The organism is Anoxybacter fermentans, assembly GCF_003991135.1.
Taxonomy (GTDB): Bacteria; Bacillota; Halanaerobiia; order DY22613; family DY22613; genus Anoxybacter; species Anoxybacter fermentans.
The window spans coordinates 888056-906337 of sequence record NZ_CP016379.1 but is presented as its reverse complement, the minus strand read 5'-3'; the positions used below and the strand labels follow the sequence as shown (position 1 = coordinate 906337).

Annotated in this window: 14 protein-coding genes and 1 riboswitch; of the genes, 2 read left to right on the top strand and 12 right to left on the bottom strand. The window is 36.0% G+C overall.

The annotated features are described in order from the left end of the window. Nucleotides 1–200 precede the first annotated feature (200 nt). The 3 genes from BBF96_RS04110 to BBF96_RS04100 all read right to left on the bottom strand — a co-directional run bounded on the left by BBF96_RS04110 (nt 201) and on the right by BBF96_RS04100 (nt 2447). Nucleotides 201–1085 carry an ABC transporter substrate-binding protein gene (locus BBF96_RS04110; RefSeq protein WP_127015967.1) on the bottom strand — a complete coding sequence of 295 codons (885 nt, stop codon included), beginning with the start codon at nt 1083–1085 and terminating at the stop codon, nt 201–203. Between the two features lie 111 nt (nt 1086–1196). Further along, nucleotides 1197–1418, bottom strand: a riboswitch (cobalamin riboswitch). A 53-nt stretch (nt 1419–1471) separates the two neighbouring features. Continuing rightward, nucleotides 1472–1951, bottom strand: a complete 480-nt coding sequence (locus BBF96_RS04105) for a GNAT family N-acetyltransferase (RefSeq protein ID WP_127015966.1) — start codon at nt 1949–1951, stop codon at nt 1472–1474. Between the two features lie 310 nt (nt 1952–2261). Continuing rightward, nucleotides 2262–2447 (bottom strand): hypothetical protein, encoded by a 186-nt coding sequence (locus BBF96_RS04100; protein ID WP_127015965.1) that lies wholly within the window; start codon nt 2445–2447, stop codon nt 2262–2264. 168 nt (nt 2448–2615) lie between these two features. Here BBF96_RS04100 and BBF96_RS04095 point away from each other — a divergent pair, with 168 nt between their 5' ends. Beyond that, on the top strand, nt 2616–3845 hold the full coding sequence (locus BBF96_RS04095) for a TIGR04013 family B12-binding domain/radical SAM domain-containing protein (RefSeq protein WP_127015964.1): 1230 nt from the start codon (nt 2616–2618) through the stop codon (nt 3843–3845). On the opposite strand, the gene BBF96_RS04090 is transcribed toward BBF96_RS04095, so the two are convergent. The 4 genes from BBF96_RS04090 to gyrB all read right to left on the bottom strand — a co-directional run bounded on the left by BBF96_RS04090 (nt 3842) and on the right by gyrB (nt 11549). Further along, nucleotides 3842–4225: an ArsR/SmtB family transcription factor gene (locus BBF96_RS04090; RefSeq protein ID WP_418655000.1), complete on the bottom strand. Its 384-nt coding sequence runs from the start codon at nt 4223–4225 to the stop codon at nt 3842–3844. The genes BBF96_RS04095 and BBF96_RS04090 overlap by 4 nt on opposite strands. 205 nt (nt 4226–4430) lie before the next feature. After that, nucleotides 4431–6566, bottom strand: coding sequence for a heavy metal translocating P-type ATPase (locus tag BBF96_RS04085; protein WP_205665708.1), 2136 nt, complete (start codon nt 6564–6566; stop codon nt 4431–4433). 564 nt (nt 6567–7130) lie between these two features. Continuing rightward, on the bottom strand, nt 7131–9197 hold the full coding sequence (locus BBF96_RS04080) for a SpoIID/LytB domain-containing protein (RefSeq protein WP_164730895.1): 2067 nt from the start codon (nt 9195–9197) through the stop codon (nt 7131–7133). Nucleotides 9198–9635: 438 nt separating this feature from the next. Beyond that, nucleotides 9636–11549: a DNA topoisomerase (ATP-hydrolyzing) subunit B gene (gyrB, locus tag BBF96_RS04075; protein ID WP_127015961.1), complete on the bottom strand. Its 1914-nt coding sequence runs from the start codon at nt 11547–11549 to the stop codon at nt 9636–9638. Nucleotides 11550–12152: 603 nt separating this feature from the next. On the opposite strand from gyrB, the gene gyrA reads away from it, so the two are divergent. Then, a complete protein-coding gene (gene gyrA / locus BBF96_RS04070; protein ID WP_127015960.1) occupies nt 12153–14549 on the top strand; it encodes a DNA gyrase subunit A in 2397 nt (798 codons plus the stop codon). Nucleotides 14550–14589: 40 nt separating this feature from the next. Here the strand turns inward: gyrA and BBF96_RS04065 are convergent, their stop codons facing one another. The 5 genes from BBF96_RS04065 to BBF96_RS04045 all read right to left on the bottom strand — a co-directional run bounded on the left by BBF96_RS04065 (nt 14590) and on the right by BBF96_RS04045 (nt 18282). Next, nucleotides 14590–14943, bottom strand: a complete 354-nt coding sequence (locus tag BBF96_RS04065; RefSeq protein ID WP_127015959.1) for a hypothetical protein — start codon at nt 14941–14943, stop codon at nt 14590–14592. A gap of 568 nt (nt 14944–15511) precedes the next feature. Further along, nucleotides 15512–15712 carry a cold-shock protein gene (locus BBF96_RS04060; RefSeq protein WP_127015958.1) on the bottom strand — a complete coding sequence of 67 codons (201 nt, stop codon included), beginning with the start codon at nt 15710–15712 and terminating at the stop codon, nt 15512–15514. A 103-nt stretch (nt 15713–15815) separates the two neighbouring features. Further along, complete coding sequence (locus BBF96_RS04055; RefSeq protein WP_127015957.1) at nt 15816–16421, bottom strand: cell wall hydrolase; 606 nt, start codon at nt 16419–16421, stop codon at nt 15816–15818. Nucleotides 16422–17038: 617 nt separating this feature from the next. After that, nucleotides 17039–17482 (bottom strand): nucleoside-diphosphate kinase, encoded by a 444-nt coding sequence (gene ndk, locus BBF96_RS04050; protein WP_127015956.1) that lies wholly within the window; start codon nt 17480–17482, stop codon nt 17039–17041. A gap of 59 nt (nt 17483–17541) precedes the next feature. Then, nucleotides 17542–18282, bottom strand: coding sequence for an S-layer homology domain-containing protein (locus BBF96_RS04045; protein WP_127015955.1), 741 nt, complete (start codon nt 18280–18282; stop codon nt 17542–17544).

The window sequence follows — 18282 nt, the reverse complement described above, 5'->3', positions numbered from 1 at the left end:
TTTATCATATTTTATTCTTTTTTCCAATATTAAATCGTAATACAAATAACTTATTTTTTATCATTAATTCATTCTGATGCCCATATAAGTTTATTAAATGCTCAATAATTTAACAAACCGGAAACCAAGTTATTTTAATATGAACTCTAATAAATATCAAAAGACCACTCAGCATGAGTGGTCTTTTGAAATTAAGGGAATTAAAATAATTCAGGGTGAATTATTTTCACCAATTCTTCCAGGCCATCAACCAACCTTGGCCCGGGACGGTTAACATTATTAGCATTTATCACATAAACCCGACCATTTTTTACGGCTTTTAACTGGTCATACCCGGGACGTTCAGAAATATTGCCTGGATCTGACCACTGATCTTTAGTAGCAATATAAATATCAGGATTTTTGGCCAGTAGAACTTCCAGACTATAAACAGGCCATGGACTATCTGCATCAGCAGCCAGATTTCTTCCACCGGCCAGAGTAATCAGATCATTAATAAAAGTATTTGGTCCAGCAGTGTATAATGGATCATGCCACACTTCCCAGAAAACCAATGGACGGTCAGCATCTTTTACCAGTCTCTTTACTGCTGCAATACGTTCTTTCAAATTCTCAATCAATAATGCAGCATTTTCCTCAACACCAGTCACTTTACCAATTTCCCAAATCATCTTCAGGACATCGTCCAGAGTCTCTGGATTGTAACCCAATACAGAAATCCCCAGGTTTCTCAATTGGTCGATTAACTCTTTAGAAGTTCCAAAACTAGCCAATACCAGATCCGGTTCTACAGCCATTATCGATTCCAGGCTTGGCTGACTATATCCCCCAACACTTGGAATATCGGACACCTCTTCGGGATAATCGCAAAAATCAGTCCGACCAACAACTCTATCACCCACACCCAGAGCAAAGAGAATTTCCGTATGGCTGGGAGCTAGAGAAACAATTCGCATGGGTTTTTCAGGAATGACAGTTAATTCACCCATATCATCAATTACTTTAATTGGATAACTGGCTTCTACTACCAAAGCATAGAAAAGAACCATTAATAATATTAAAATACTAACTCGTATTTTTTTCATTTTAAAACCTCCTCACTAATTTTAATTAAATAAAAAATCCTGCCCCCTTCTTTTGAAAAGGCAAGATTACAAACTTATCATCTCTTCTACCATCCCCTTTCTACCGAAGGTTTAAGGCTTCTAAATCTGGCAGGTCTCCTGGCTGTCAGATCATCGCTTCCCTTCACCTTCCCCGGAATCGAGTGGTATTTCGAAGGGTTACTCCCTGATCACAGTGGCGGGACCGCGCTGCAACGGGTAGAAACCTACCCATCCAAGCTTCCCTTTTAAGGTCTTTGTAAACCTGAAGTCACCTCCAGGCTCACTCAGACCACCAGATTTAGCATATTATTTAATTTTCATATAAATTATTATTCTATGTAGTAACTTAATCTTCCTTCTCTTTATCAAAATTTTTTTAAATTGCACTTAAATGTAACTTCATATTTTTCAAACCCGTTTTTCTCCCAAAAGACCACTCCTCCCGGATTATCAGTAAAAGTTTTAACATTCAAATGTGATATTCCCCGTTCCTTTAACCATTTTTTCGTGTATTGAACCAGGCGTCTTCCAATTTCTATTCCTCGATAATCTGCTTTTAAATATAAATCACTTATATGCCCATAGGGTTCTTGTATAAAAACCTCTCCCGGATAACGGATAGAAGCAATATGATATCCTACTAATTTTCCTTCATCTTCTACCACTATTACTAGATTATTAGATAAATTTATCTGTTCTTTAAGCCGTTTCTGGTATATTTCTCTGGCATTAGTCTTAAGTTGAAAAAAATCCGGCTCAACTTTCTGTAAATATTGTGTAAACTCTTCCCACAGAGTGAGAATGGCATCAAGATCCTCTTCATTGGCCTCCCTAATTTGAACCATATAAGCCCCTCCTTCATTACTTTCTCACATTTAACATTTTATGAAACTGCCATTTGAAAAAATTATATATGATTTTACTACAAAAAGCTAATTTTTCAAACTATTTAAAATTCGATTTCAGTAAAAAAATTTCAATAACGCTCAAACTTAGCTTTTGTTTGACCATATATTCAATACTTATAGAGACTAGCTTAAAAGTACCAGCCTAGATGAAATTAAAATCTGAATACTTCTTACCCCTTTAAGAATAGGAGTCCACTTTTATGGACTCCTAAACTTCAGTATAAAATTTTAGGATTTAAAATAAGTTCTATTTTTTTGCTTTTCCTGTTGGAGCTATTTCAGCAGCAGCTTCAATTAGATCCTGAGCCCGCTGACGCTGCTCTTCCTGTGAAATCCACCCCATAATTGCCGGCATAAAAACAGGAGGTGAAGCACCCATTTCGCGCTCAGGACATTCACCATTTGCAGAGGCTTTTTCTTTATATTGAGGCATCAAGTCCACCTCCCCCTAATCATGTTTATTTACATTTTAACCTCAGGAGAATTAAAATATGCTTACGGTAAGATGATAACTTTTTCATCTTTCCAAATTAACAGGGTTTGCGAAATTATTTTTTTAGGAGTATAATATTCTTAAAGACCAGGAAAGGATAATGTGGATATGAAATACGCAATTGTTTTTCGATGGATGAAAAATACTAAATATAGTTTTGTTCCATTAATTGCATCTCTAGAAGAAACTAAATATATTGAAGAGGTGGATCTTCTATCCATCCGCAAGATCAAGGATCTGCTTAAATTTGACGGTAAATATCAGGAACTGATTATAGCCTTTTCTTTTATGACCTTTGACTTAGAAAAGGTATTACAGGATCTTAAAGCTATTGATGAACTGGGGCTTAAAACTCCCTATAGCATTATTGCTGGTGGTCCACATGTTTCTGGTGATCCGGAGAGTGGAAAAATTCTGGGTTTTGACTCCATATTTATCGGAGATGGAGAAGCTACCATTCGCCAATATTGCGATGACCTCCTAAGTGGAAAAAGAAAAAGGATCTATGATGGAACCATAGATCCTGTAGATTTAAATGACTATCCACCTTTTGCCACTAAAAGAAAAAAACTTATGATTCCCATCGAAATTACCCGGGGATGTCCTTTTGGATGCTATTACTGTGCTGTCTCATATCTTTTCGGCCGAAAACCCCGTTACCGGGAAATTGAGCAGATTCTTGAGTATTCCCGCTGGGCTGTTAAGCATGGAAAGGTTATCTCCCGCTTTATTAGTCCAAATGCTTTTGGATTTCAATCTCCCAATGGAATTAAACCCAATATAGAAGCACTTGAAAAGTTGTTAGTGGGTTTAAAAGAAATTGGGATACAGGAATGCTATTTTGGTACATTTCCTTCAGAAGTTCGTCCAGAATCAGTAACCCCTGAAGTATTAAAATTAGTCCGGAAATACTGTGACAATAAATCTTTAGTAATCGGAGTCCAATCTGGATCTGAAAAAATGTTAAAAAAAATGGGTCGTAGGCATAGTCTTGAATCAGCAGAACAGGCTATCAACTTAACCCGAGAATTTGGATTGACGCCAATGGTAGATTTTATCTTTGGTTTACCTGGAGAACTGGAAGAAGATCGTAAAGCAACCATCGCCTGGATGGAAAAAATCCGCACCAAATATGGTGCTATTATTCATGCCCATACTTTTATGCCTCTTGTAGGATCACCCTGGGCCAACCTTGATCCCGAACCGCTGGATAAAGGCATGCTGAAAATCCTCGGTCAACTTTCACAAAAAAAAGAGCTCTTTGGTTATTGGGCCAAACAACAGCAACTGGGAGAAAAGATTAAACACTGGCGGGAGCAGGGATTTATCACATCCTAACCGTGCATAACATGGCAGAGCCCCTGATTAAAGAGGAGTAATATATGCTCATCATCGAGAGAATAAAAGACAGTCCTGCCTTCTTTGCGGTATTTAACTAATCGGTGATTTCGTAAAATTCTAAGCTGATGGGAAACTGCCGATTGGGACATATTCAACAATTCTGCCAGATCACAAACACAGAGTTCCGTCTGGGATAGAGCGTGGATTATTTTTATCCGGGTAGGATCACTCAGTGTCTTAAAAATTTCTGCCAGATGTTGATAGGTTTCTTCATCAATCTTATGATCTAATTTCTTAAGCAAATCATGGTGAATTTTACACTCTGTACAAATATCCATAGTGTGATCATCTCGACTTTGTTTCTCTTGATCTTTCATTTTAAAAATGCCTCCTTTTATCTGGCAATCATAGATGCCCATTCTAAAGTTATTCTTTCAGTTCGAAATATTTCTTAGTATATATATAACATATTCCATCTTTAAATTCAATAATATCAATATTTTTTGGTACTACATATGGTATAAAAAACCCGCCTTTTATCTCTCCAATAAATAAGAGAGAAATCCTGGCGGGGAAATTTTTTTAATCTACCCTAATTATACGAAGTGCATTGAAAACAGCAATAAGTGCCACACCTACATCAGCAAATACTGCTTCCCACATAGTAGCATGACCCATAGCACCTAAAAAGAGAACAAAACCTTTTACACCCAGTGCAAAAATGATGTTTTGCCAGACAATGGCCCTGGTTTTTCTAGCAATCTGTATAGCCTTTACCAATTTCGAAGGTTCATCGGTCATTAATACAACATCTGCTGCTTCTATGGCTGCATCTGAACCTAAACCTCCCATGGCTACACCCACATCCGCTCTGGCAAGAACAGGGGCATCATTGATTCCATCTCCAACAAAGGCCAACTTACCAGAAAAATCTCTACGCTGAACCATCTCTTCTATTTTTTCTACTTTTTCATCAGGCAAAAGTTCTGCATAAACCCTATCCAATTTTAATTCTTTTGCTACTTTTTCACCAATCTCCTGTCGGTCACCTGTTAACATTATCAATTCACGAACACCCAATCGACGTAAACTATAAATTGCCTCTTTTGCATCCTTTTTGATTTTATCAGCAATTATAATATGACCTAAATATTTACCATCTACTGCAACATATACAACAGTTCCCTCAGTAATTTGAGGGTTATAGTTAATCCCATGTTTTTGCATTAATTTTTCATTACCAGCAAGAATGTGTTTACCATCAATTATGGCCTCTATACCATGACCGGGAATTTCTTTATATTCTCCACTTTTTTCAATATGCATCGGTTCACCATAATACTCCAATATAGACTTAGCTATAGGATGATTGGAATGAGTTTCAGCCAATGCTGCATAATAAAGTAAATCCTTTTCTGAAATATTTTCTTCAGGTACGATTTGAGATACTTTAAATACCCCTTGAGTTAATGTTCCAGTCTTATCAAAGACAATAGTCTTGACCTGATTTAAGGCTTCCAAATAATTACTACCTTTGATTAAAATCCCCTGTCTGGATGCACTCCCAATTCCACCAAAATATCCAAGAGGAATAGAAATTACCAGTGCACATGGACAGGAAATAACTAAAAAGACCAATCCCCGATAAAGCCAATCAAAAAAGGACGCCCCAGGTATAAAAAGTGGAGGAATAACTGCAATTATCAGAGCTGCAAAAACAACAACCGGAGTATAATAGCGAGCAAATTTTGTAATAAATTTTTCTGTAGGAGCTTTTCGTGAACTGGCATTTTGAACCATATCCAAAATTTTTGTCACTGTAGATTCGGCAAAGGTTCGGGTTACTTTAAGAGTTAAAAGACCGCTGATATTGATATAGCCAGCCAATAGTTCATCATCAACCTCGACTGATCTGGGTACTGATTCTCCTGTCAAAGCAGAGGTATCAACCATTGATTGACCTTCAATAACGATCCCGTCCAATGGAACCCGCTCACCTGGTTTAACAACGATTACATCACCAATTTTAATTTGTTCTGGTTTAACTTTAACCAACTCACCATTACGTTCAATATTGGCATATTCAGGTCTAATATCCAGTAATGCCCGGATAGAACGGCGGGAACGGTTAACAGATATATCTTGAAAGAGTTCACCGATTTGATAAAATAACATAACTGCTACTGCCTCAGGATATTCTCGAATGATAAAAGCACCAATGGTAGCAATAGATATTAAAAAATTCTCATCAAAAATCTGACCTTTAAAGATGTTCTGTCCAGCTCGAAAAATCACTTCACCACCAATGATCAAATAACTTATAAGAAACAGAGATAATTCAATATAAATAGGAAGCTTCAGAAAAAGAGCCATAACAAAAAAACTTGCTCCAATCCCAATCTGAATTATTTTATATCTAAAATTCATTTCATCTTCGTCATTGTCTTCTTCTCTTTGATCATTATTTTCATAAACTTTGATATGAGGTTCTAAACTAGTCACAATATCCCGAACCTGGTCCATAATTTTAGAAACACCGGTTTTAAAAATTCTTAAATACATCTTCTGTTCTGCTATGTTAATAATTACATCATCTACTTCTTCTAAATCACGTACTTTCTTTTCAATTTTTGCTGCACAATTGGCACAATTTAATCCCTTTAAATAAACGATCTTTTGTACAACCTCTCTTTTTGTTGCTATTTCTGGAAAATTCATAATTTCGCCTCCTTTTATATATGAACAATTATTCATATATTAATTATATTAACTATTCTGCTTAATGTCAATGCCCAAATCTGGATTATAAAAAGATAGCTACTGAAGAGTAAAATACCCTTCGGAGATTAATCTTATTAACTCAGGCTGTTGAAAAAGGAAAGGTTTAGATAACTTGCTCTCACAGGGGAACAGAAAAACTAAATATAATTTCTTCCGCTATCGAACGCTCCGCCATCCTGGCTGCACGCCCTTAAAAATCAAGGCTTCCGCCCTTCTGGCTTAAGCCTTGATTTATACGCTTCAGAAATTATATTTAGTTTTTCTGGTAGTGCACGGACAAGTTTTTAAAAAAGAAGGGTTTGTCAACAAGCTCATTAACTACAAAGAGCTAATTTTTTGCTTAGATAGAAATTTTTCAAACCATCTAAAGTTCGATTTCAGGGTAATCCATCTCACTAAGATGGTTTAATGAAAATTTCTATGTCGCTTAAAATTAGCTCTTTGTAGTTTATTAGATATTTTTATACCAAATGTTATCCACAATATATTTCTAATAAAATCTCAATACAGTTTTGTTAACTCAATTCCAGTGTAAAAATGTTTCAAAATCTGATCAAAAGTAAATCCTTCTTTCGCCATTCCTGCAGCAGCTACCTGATCCATTCCAACATTATGACCCCAGCCACCTCCATAGAAAACAAATGCCGTTAGTTGACCGTTTTCATACTCTGGACGTATAAAAAACCTATTACTTCTTAAACCTCCAAGCTTAGAGCGTAGAGAGTGCTTTAACTCCACCTGACCTTTAGTTCCGACTGCCAGAATAGAAGTAACACTCCCTCCTCTTCCTCTACCTGTCACCTTTAATTCTTGTAAACGGCCTATATTCAGTCTATCTTCAATAAAACTCCGACTTACCCGCCTCTGCCAGCGATAATGAACCGGATTTGAAAACTGAGGTTCCAGAGAATAGGATTCAGGCACTTTTCTAAGCCAGCTTTTTAACTCAGCAGGTTCCAGAGGAAATATAGTCTCATTCTCAGATTTAAGGGTTGAAACACCTTTAAGATAAGGTAAATCCGTACCCCAGACATCTTTCACATCTTCTGTATGTCCTCCGGAATTGGCACTATAGACTGCATTAATAGGACGACCATTAAAGGTCATAATTAAACCTAAAGTCTCCTGAACTGCCTTATGGGTTTTATGACTCTCCCAACCAATACCGTTGTAAGCAGCACAGTGGACTGTATCACAGAGATCAAAACCTTCAGAACTGTGCTTACCCAGATTATAGTAAGTGTAGGTTCTGGCAGCTACTGTCTGAGCCTTTAATGCTTCTATGGGCCAGGAAGCAGGCATCTCAGAAGCTATAACAGAGTAGAGGTATTCTTCTACATTTAAAATGTTGACCAGTGTTAGACCATTAGTTTTGGGTAGAAATTCAACCTGGCCTCGATATTGACGATCCTCTTTACCAGCCCAGAAATATCCCTTGCCAAACTGGACCTGATGGATTAAGATAGGTGCATACTTTTCGGTTTTAACTTTAATTGGTCCAGTGAACTTTACTATTTTACCTTCTGGATACTTTACCAGTTCATAGTATCCTTTTTTCTGCTCAACTTTCCAGATCTCTCCTGTCCTACCTGTGGTAAGAAGAGTTCCATTCCTATCTTCGACCCGAAAATCAGCACCTACCCGGAAGAAAATCACCTTTTGAGGTTCTCCACCAAAAAGTCCAACCCGGATTAGCTTGATCTTTTCATCATCGGTTAATGGAGTAACCTGTCTAAAAGTTACCTTTTTCGGCAAATCCTCTGGAGTGGGCGGAGTAGACAGACGTTTAAACCGACCCGGAAATTTTTGTTCAAGCCAGTTAAGCTTCTCTTTAGAAAGCTGATCTTTTTTATTCTCACTTAAAGCTCTATCAAAATGATAATACGCATTATCATAATCTTTAATTTTCAAATACAGTAATCCTAACCTACGCTGAATCCCTTTTAAACTACCATCAAGCCGTAAAGCATTCAGATAATATTTAATTGCTTCTTCAGGTTGATCCATTAGTTCATAAATCCAACCTTTTTGTACCACTGCTAGAACATATCTTAAATCAGCTTTGATTGCCTGATTTACATATTGGAGGGCCTCTGAATAATTCCCCATCATTGTACTAATCTTGCTAAGATAATATGCCGCTTCCCGTTTAAGATAAGGGTTAACATCTTGAGAAGTAAGGACTTTTGTAAGTCCTTTTTTTGATATATCTAAATTGCCCAGATTAAAATCGGCAATTGCCAGATCCAATTGGACTTCTAAATCCATTGGATTATTATGCAGATAACTCTTATACTGCTCTTTTGCCATGGCATAATTCCCCAACTCTTCATATATGGTTGCTAGATACAAAGCTGCTCTTGAACCTGGTTGGTAACGGAGAATCTCTTTGTACTTCTTAATGGCATTGTCCAAATTACCGGAATAATAAGCTTCCTTTGCCTCCTGATAAAGATTCTCTATATACTCTTCTCCCTTTGCTTCTGGCAAAAATAGATAAACTATACCCAAAAATAGAATAATCCCTATTATTACGAAAAAAGTCCGATAATACTTACTGTAATTCACTACTACTCCCCCCCTGCCTTTAGTTATCTTCATTATATCCTACGTCTTAATAAAGAACAACAGTAAAAGGGTTGAAATCTATTTCCACTTTATAAGACTCAAGTCACTCTCTATTACCTATTAACATTTGACTATTTATTAAACTGATTATACTGCAAAAAGCTAATTTTGAGCGACATAGAAATTTTTCGCCAAATCATCTTAGTGAGATTTCCGACGAAATAAGGCCTCATATGAGGATGTGATGAGTTAATCAAGGGCCAGGAGGGCCCTTTGATTAGAAAGCCTTATTTCGTCGGAAATCGAGCTTTAGATGATTCGAAAAATTTCTCAAAAAGCGAAAAATTAGCTTTTTGCAGTAAAATCTTTATTCTGTTTATAAAAATCAAGGGCAGAGCGTTCCTCCATTATAGGAGAAACTCCCTACCCTCAAAAAAATTAGATATCCAATTCTTCAACTTGTTCTGCATTCTTCATAATAAACTCTCTTCTAAGATCAGCATTACTTCCCATAAGTTTGGCAAAAATTTCGTCAGCTTCAAGTTCATCCTCTATCTCTACAACCTGAAGTCTGCGTGTTTCAGGATTCATGGTCGTCTCCCACAGCTGGGATGGGTTCATTTCACCAAGACCCTTGTAACGCTGAACAGTATACTTTACATTACCAATCTCTTTTAAATATTTTTTTAATTGTTCATCACTGTAAAGGTAAGTCTCTTTCTTCCCATGAGTCACTTTATAAAGGGGTGGCTGAGCTATATATACATATCCACCATCAATAAGCGGTTTCATATATCGGTAAAATAAAGTTAAAAGTAAAGTACAGATATGAGCACCATCCACATCAGCATCAGTCATGATGATTATCTTGTGGTAACGGAGTTTGCTTATATCAAATTCTTCACCAATCCCACACCCTAATGCAGCAATGATGGTGGCAATCTCATTATTACTCAAAATTTTATCCAATCTGGACTTCTCTACATTGAGAATCTTACCTTTAAGCGGAAGAACAGCTTGAAATTGCCGGTCCCGGCCCTGTTTTGCAGAACCACCTGCAGAATCACCCTCTACTAAAAAAATTTCTGATTTCTCAGCCTTACGGCTGCTGCAATCAGCCAATTTTCCAGGTAATGAATGGCTATTTAGGGCACTTTTACGTCTGGCCAATTCACGAGCTTTTTTTAAAGCTTTCCGGTTTCGTACTGCCTGAAGAGCCTTTTCAATAATGGTTTTTGCTACTTCAGGATTAGTATCAAAATAATATCCCAGATAATCATAGACAATCGTCTCAACTATGCTTCTCATCTCACTATTACCCAATTTGGCCTTGGTCTGACCTTCAAATTGCGGATTTGGAAGTTTGACATTAATTACAGCAGTCAACCCTTCCCGGACATCATTACCCGTTAAAGATGGATCACTACTTTTTAATATATTGTTATTCTTACCCCAGGTATTTAAGGCTTTTGTTAGTGCTGATTTAAAACCAGTTACATGATAGCCCCCATCTACTGTATTAATATTATTTGCAAAAGAATAGATTCGTTCATTGTATCCATCATTGTATTGGAATGCCACCTGAATATGTTTGTCCCCTACCTGTTTTTCAACGTAAATAACATCTTTATGAAGCAGGTCGCGGCTCTGATTTAGATGTTCAACAAATGCTACAATTCCACCCTCATATTTAAATTCAACTTTTTGAGGTTCTTCGCCGCGTAAATCTATCAAAATCAGTTTCAAATTATTATTAAGATAAGCAGATTCCTGTAAACGATGGGCCAGGGTTTCAAATTTAAACTCAGTAATCTCAAAAATAGTAGAATCAGGTAAAAAAGTTATAGTAGTTCCACTTCTTTTGGTCTTGCCTACTACAGTTAATTCATTTTGCGGAACTCCCCTCCGGTATTCCTGTTGATAAATTTTTCCATCCCTATGAATCTCCAGCTTAAGCCACTCAGACAAGGCATTTACGACAGAAATACCGACACCGTGAAGACCCCCAGAGACTTTATAACTGTTATTATTGAATTTACCACCTGCGTGTAGTGTTGTTAAAACTACCTGAGCAGCAGGAATACCCTTATCAGGATGAATATCTACAGGAATACCACGTCCATTGTCTTCTACAGTTATACTTCCATCGGGATTTAATATAACACGGATTTCATTTCCGTACCCGGCCAGGTGTTCATCAATACTGTTATCGACTACTTCCCAGACCAGATGGTGTAGCCCTTTGGTTCCGGTACTACCAATGTACATCCCTGGACGTTTACGAACAGCTTCCAGGCCCTCTAAGATTTGAATCTGCGACGCATCATATTTAACTTCTTCGAATAAGGCCATTTTTAACACCTTCCCAAATTTTAATTTTCTGATATGACGAATTTTTATATTACTGATTTTACTGCAAAAAGCTAATTTTTCGCTTTATAATGAAATTTTTCGAACCATCAAAATGGGCCCTCCTGACCCTTGATTAACTCATCACATCCTCATATGAGGCCTTATTTCGACTGAAATCTCACTAAGATGGTTTAACGAAAAATTTCAATAGCGCTCAAAATTAGCTTTTTGCAGTTTAATCATTACTCTCTTTCTTTTTCTGGATATTTCTAAAATCTCCTGCTTATAGTGCAGTAATTTTATTATAGCAGATACTTCTCTCTTATACCATAAATGTTTACTGCAAAAAGCTAATTTTTCGCTTCAAAAGAAATTTTTCGAACCATCAAAGTGGGCCCTCCTGGCCCTTGATCAGCTCATCACATCCTCATATGAGGCCTTATTTCGACTGAAATCTCACTAAGATGGTTCTATGTCGCTCAAAATTAACTTTTTGCAGTTTAATCATAAATATTCTTTCACTTTTACGCAAAAGACTAGAGGAGATTTATTAGTTTCCGCGAAAATAAAATAACGTTATGCCATAGAAAGGAGTTAAGATACATGAAAAGTACTATCACATCTATAGCTATCGAAGATAAAATGAAGGATGCCTATTTAAGTTATTCCCTTAGTGTTATTGTAGGGCGGGCATTACCTGATGTACGGGATGGATTAAAACCTGTACATAGAAGAATTCTTTATGCCGCCCGGGATATGGGACTTACCCCGGACAAGCCATATAAAAAATCTGCGCGAATCGTTGGGGAAGTATTAGGTAAATACCACCCCCACGGTGATGCCGCTGTTTATAATGCTATGGTGCGGATGGCTCAGGATTTTGCCCAGCGCTATCCATTAATTGATGGGCATGGAAACTTTGGTTCCATCGACGGTGACAATCCTGCAGCTATGCGTTATACTGAAGTCAGACTGGCTCCCTTTTCTATGGACTTACTGGCCGATATTAACAAAGAAACCGTAGAATTTGTCCCCAATTTTGATAATACCCTTAAAGAACCGGTAATCTTACCTTCACGGATTCCTAATCTTTTGGTTAACGGTTCAAGTGGTATCGCAGTAGGAATGAGTACCGACATTCCTCCACATAATTTACGGGAAGTAATAGATGGATTGATTCAATTACTGGAAAATCCAGAAATTTCCATCGATAAATTGATGAAGACCATAAAAGGCCCTGATTTCCCCACCGGAGGTGAAATTGTAGGAATTAAGGGGATTCATTCAGCATACAAAACCGGGCAGGGCCGGATAACCATCCGGGCCAGGGCTAAAATTGAGAGCAAAAGCAAAACTAAAGATCAGATCATCATCACCGAGATTCCCTATCAACTGCAAAAAGCAAAACTCATTGAAGAGATAGCCGATGCAGTAAATAAAGAAAAGATTACCAACATTTCTGATATCCGGGACGAATCTGATCGGGATGGAATGCGGATTGTAATAGAACTAAAGCCAAATGCCAATTCTAAAATTATTTTAAACCAACTCTATAAATATACTTCCATGCAAACTACCTATCGAATCAATATGCTAGCATTAGTAGGTAAGCAGCCAAAAATTCTCAATTTAAAAGAAATTCTTGAAGAGTTTTTGAAATTCCGTAAAGAAGTAGTTATCCGGAGAACCCGCTATGAATTACGCCATGCAGAAGATAGACTCCATGTACTTAAGGGACTCAAAATAGCTATTGATAAATTAGATCTTATAATTCAAATTATCCGTTCTTCCAAATCCACCTCTAAAGCTAAAGAAAAATTAATTAAAACCTTAAATATAACCGAAATTCAGGCTGATGCCATTTTAAAGATGCAGTTACAGCGTCTTGTGGGAATGGAACAGGAAAAAATTGAGATAGAAATCAATGAATTAAATGAGAAAATCGCCAACTTAAAATTGATTCTTAACAATAAAGAAGCTCTTAAAAACCTGATTAAAAAAGAGCTATTAGAGATTAAAGATAAATATGGTGACCCCCGTCGAACCACCATCATAGAAGATGCTTCTAAAGCAGAAATTGATACCGAAGATTTAATCAAAGAAGAAGATGTTGTAGTAACCCTTTCTTACCGCCAGTATATTAAACGAACTAATGATCCAGATAATATCAGGGCTGGTAAAAAAGATTTTATAACCCATATCCTTAAGGGAACCACCTTAGATCGGCTTCTCTTCTTTACCCGTTCGGGTAACTGCTACGGGTTAAATGTCTATGAAATCTCCGAACATCATCCTCTTTCTACAGGCGATCCTTTGAATAATTATATAAAAATTCCTCTGGATGATGAAATAGTAAATGTCATCATGCTTAATAAGGAAACTAAAGAAAAGTTTATTACTATTGCTACAGCAAAGGGTATGATCAAAAAGACCATTGCCAGTGAATATGAATCCTCTATTACCCAAATTAAAGCTATTAATCTAGATGATGATGATTATGTTATCGGGGTTAAAGTAACCGATGGAAAACAGAATATATTACTTGGAACCCGTAACGGAATGACCATTCATTTTGCTGAAGAAGAAGTTTCTGCAACAGGGCGAAATACCAAAGGCTGTATAGGTATCAAACTTGATGATAATGATCAAGTAATTAGCTTTAATTTAACAGCAGAAGATCATTATGTAGTTGCCCTGACAAAAGATTCCCGGGGCAAGAGAACTCATATCTTTGAATATAAAATTCAAAAGCGAAACGGTAAGGGATTAAAAACTTTATCGAGTAATAACTATCAACTCTTAAATATAATTTCCGGCAAAAAAGATCAATATCTGGTTTTTGTCAAAGAAAATGGTGACTTAAAAGAATTGCAGATTAAAGATATTACTGAAACCCAACGTACCGGTAATATGTATTCACAAAAAGAATTAGGACATGATCAACTAATAGAAATCGTAGCAGTTCCTATAGTTCCAGAATGGGTGAAAACAGAAAAATAATAAAAAATGAGCTGAACAGCAATCTGTTCAGCTCTTATCTTTATAATGAATTCTCTTGAGAGATAGCATTATAAAGATGGTTTAAACTTATGCTTTTAAGCATATAAGGGTCAAGTCCTCTTTCCCCATCACTCTTTTCATCAAAATATCTGGTTTTTAATCTGGAAAGAAGTTCAATACTTTTATCATCTAATTCTCCTGTCATTTCAGCAAAAAGCAATAAACGTTCAAATCTAAGTTCCTCTCTCTCTAAACCTTCTTCAACCCAGATACGGAGCAAACTCTCCTGTGATAGATTTTTTAACTTAGATATTGTTTCAATACCTGACGCCAGTTTCTCTGGAACATGAATTGTTAACTTTATCATTCTTTCTTCTCTTTGCTTTTGCTCCATATTACCATCTCCTTTCAGGTCATCCTATCTATATTATAAATTCTTTTATGCTTTAATGCAAATTTTTGTTAATTAATACTATATTATTATATAGTTTGACAAATTTAATATATTAAAAAATTGTTGTATTTAATAATTCAGGCAAAATAGTATTTCTTTGCATATTACTTAATCTCTCTGTATGATTTTGCTTTATCAAACTCAAGACATTTTACCCAGAAAAGTTAGAGGTGTTTAAGAAAATTTAGTTTCTGGTCGTAACTTTAATAAATCTTCAAAATCAAAAGCAGTAAACTGTTGATAGTATAACTTCCGGTAAATATCACTGAATATTTTAATTTTAAGCAACATAGAAATTTTTCGCCAAATCATCTTAGCGAGATTTCCAATGAAATAAGGCCTCATCACCTCCTGTGATGAGGCCTTATTTCGACAAAAATCGAGCTTTAGATGATTCGAAAAATTTCTCAAAAAGCGAAAAATTAGCTTTTTGCAGTTTAACCTTTCATTCTTAAAAAACAAAAAAACCCCGGGCCAATTACCCGGGGATTAATTTCACGCTGTAAAACTACAGTTTTACAACATTAGCAGCCTGTGGGCCACGTTCACCTTGTACGATGTCAAATTTCACTCTTTGACCTTCCTCTAGAGACTTAAAACCGTCTTCTTTGATTGCAGAAAAATGTACGAAGACGTCATCTCCATTTTCTCTAGAGATAAAGCCATAGCCTTTCTGACTGTTAAACCATTTTACAACTCCACGTTCCATTGTTAAACATTCCTCCTAGAAATTTTAAAAATTTTAGTAACCCGGATTACTAATTAATTAAATCATATCATACATTGACGACATTGTCAAATAAAATTTTTATTTAACGGGCAAAAACATGGTTCCCAATTTTGACAGTAATCTTTAGTGTTCTAAACCAGTCCAGATTTTTAGCTGTTTTAGGATTATAGAAATATAATGCTCCAAAAGTAGGATCTTTTCCTTTCAAAGCATCCCGGGCTGCTTTATATGCAGTCGCATTGGGAGTTAGATAAATCTGACCATTTGCTACAGAAGAAAACTGGCCCGGCTGGAAAATAACTTCCCGGATAGTATTAGGAAACTGATGGCTTTTCACCCGATTTAAGACAACAGCTCCCACAGCAACCTGGCCCTCATATGGCTCACCACGGGCCTCGGCATAAATAACCCTGGCCAGCCACTCTAAATCTTCCTTAGTATAATCCGTAGACGTTTTTATATCAATTTTTATATCAACTTTTTGATCATTCCCCAAAATTTTTTTCATCATTTTGGCCAGAAGAATCAAAGCCAATGCTATAGCCAGACCTTTATACGCATCTTCTTCAGTTAAATCATCTGCAAAAGCAGGAGCCGATAAGATAATTAATAAAACCATCGGTAAAATTAAATTGACTATTAATAAATTTGCAATTGTTTTTCGTCTTTTTCTTGAAAAGAATCTCATTATTTTTCTCACCCCTACTTAAAGTTATATCACTATATTAATATATTAGTAATACTACAGCAACATAGAGATTTCCTTTTGCAAATAGTCCATAATAAAAAACCTCTGAATATTAATTCAGAGATCCTATACCTTGTTTACTAAAATCTTTTTAAAAAAAGAAATTTCTTATTCAATTAGCCAAATTCTAAAATATTAAAAGGCGATAAATCTCCACATAATTTTTATAAATTCTTGATTAATCAATTTCTTTAATCGCAAAATAATATCTAAGCATTCATACCTTTCAACAAGAAATTTAAATATAACAAAATTATAGTTAAACTGCAAAAAGCTAATTTTTCGCTTCTTGAGAAATTTTTTAAATCATCTAAAGCTCGATTTCCATCGAAATAAGGCTTCCTAATCAATGGGCCCTCCTGGCCTTTGATTAGCTCATCACATCCTCATATGAGGCCTTATTTCGTCGGAAATCTCGCTAAGATGATTTGGCGAAAAATTTCTATGTCGCTCAAAATTAGCTTTTTGCAGTATAATCATGAATTTGAAATGAACAATGAAAAAAGGGGGCCATGCCTAAAAGTAATTAATTACTTTTGAAACAGCCCCGTTACAGACTAAAGCCACTCATCGATTGCTCTTTCATAGGATAAAATCTCACTTTCACTAAAAAAGAGTTGAATCTCCCGTTCAGCACTCTCTTTTGAGTCAGAACCGTGAACAATGTTTTTAGTTTTACTAATACCAAAATCTCCACGAATAGTACCTAAAGAAGCTTTTTGAGGATTTGTTTCACCATTTAGTTTACGTACAACCTCAATGGCATTATCTCCCTCAAGTACAAGAGCTACAACTGGCCCGGAAGTGATAAAACGTATTAATTCTGGAAAAAAATCTTTATTCAGATGCTTAGCATAATGTTTACGAGCCATTTCTTCAGAAATCTGCATTAACTTCATGGCCACAATCTTTAAACCTTTTGATTCATAGCGTTTTAGAATATCACTAATAAGCCCCCGCTGAACACCATCAGGTTTAATCATCGCAAAGGTTCTTTCCAAACCACCCCACCCCTTTCTTTTTTACATTTATACACATTAATCAGAAAATTATACCCAGATTAGCGGATAAGTAAAGACAGAAGTAGGCCACCAATCATATAATACAACATTTCGGTATTTTTCTCTTTTAAATTAGCAATCTCCTCTTTTAACTGCGCATTCTCTTCCTGTAAAGCTTTTATAGCTTTAGCATTAGCCTCATCCTCAGCCTGTAAATTTTTTATCTGGGTATTCAAATCAGAAATACTAAAAGAAAGACCTTGAGCCATATCATTTTCTACCTGAGTAATTTGCTTCTTTAATGCTGTCAATTCTCCTTCAGCCTTTTCTAACTTATGCTCTAATTCCTTTAAGAGAATTAATTGATCAATAATTTCTTCAATCTGCTGTTGTTTGTGGGCAATATCCTCTTTAATTACCACCTGATTTTTCTCCAGTTGGGATAAACGACTAGAAAAGAGATTTTGTTTCTGAATGATATCTACCAATTCTTTACGAAACTCTACTGTTAACTCCCGAATAGTATTTACATCTATCTGGTCAGCACTAATCGTACCCTCTTCTAATCTTTCCAAAAGTCTTGCAACTACTTCAGCCAATTCATATCTAGAAACACTTTTATCTCCGCGAAACGTACTATCCTCGTACAATGAAATATATCCTTTATCTATCAACATCTTTATACTTTTATAAGCCCAATGAGAAGGATCTACATCTTTAATCTCACTGGCCCAACCAGGAGCATTATTTACTCCTAAAACCAATATTAAAATCAGTAATGCTATCCATAAACGTTTCAT

Coding starts and splice junctions, on each gene's coding strand:
- BBF96_RS04090 (WP_418655000.1), bottom strand. CDS start 4,225: ATGAAAGATCAAGAGAAACAAAGTCGAGATGATCACACTATGGATATT.
- gyrA (WP_127015960.1), top strand. CDS start 12,153: ATGAAAAGTACTATCACATCTATAGCTATCGAAGATAAAATGAAGGAT.
- BBF96_RS04060 (WP_127015958.1), bottom strand. CDS start 15,712: ATGGAACGTGGAGTTGTAAAATGGTTTAACAGTCAGAAAGGCTATGGC.
- BBF96_RS04095 (WP_127015964.1), top strand. CDS start 2,616: ATGAAATACGCAATTGTTTTTCGATGGATGAAAAATACTAAATATAGT.
- BBF96_RS04055 (WP_127015957.1), bottom strand. CDS start 16,421: ATGAGATTCTTTTCAAGAAAAAGACGAAAAACAATTGCAAATTTATTA.
- BBF96_RS04045 (WP_127015955.1), bottom strand. CDS start 18,282: ATGAAACGTTTATGGATAGCATTACTGATTTTAATATTGGTTTTAGGA.
- BBF96_RS04085 (WP_205665708.1), bottom strand. CDS start 6,566: ATGAATTTTCCAGAAATAGCAACAAAAAGAGAGGTTGTACAAAAGATC.
- BBF96_RS04110 (WP_127015967.1), bottom strand. CDS start 1,085: ATGAAAAAAATACGAGTTAGTATTTTAATATTATTAATGGTTCTTTTC.
- BBF96_RS04105 (WP_127015966.1), bottom strand. CDS start 1,951: ATGGTTCAAATTAGGGAGGCCAATGAAGAGGATCTTGATGCCATTCTC.
- BBF96_RS04065 (WP_127015959.1), bottom strand. CDS start 14,943: ATGGAGCAAAAGCAAAGAGAAGAAAGAATGATAAAGTTAACAATTCAT.
- BBF96_RS04100 (WP_127015965.1), bottom strand. CDS start 2,447: ATGCCTCAATATAAAGAAAAAGCCTCTGCAAATGGTGAATGTCCTGAG.
- gyrB (WP_127015961.1), bottom strand. CDS start 11,549: ATGGCCTTATTCGAAGAAGTTAAATATGATGCGTCGCAGATTCAAATC.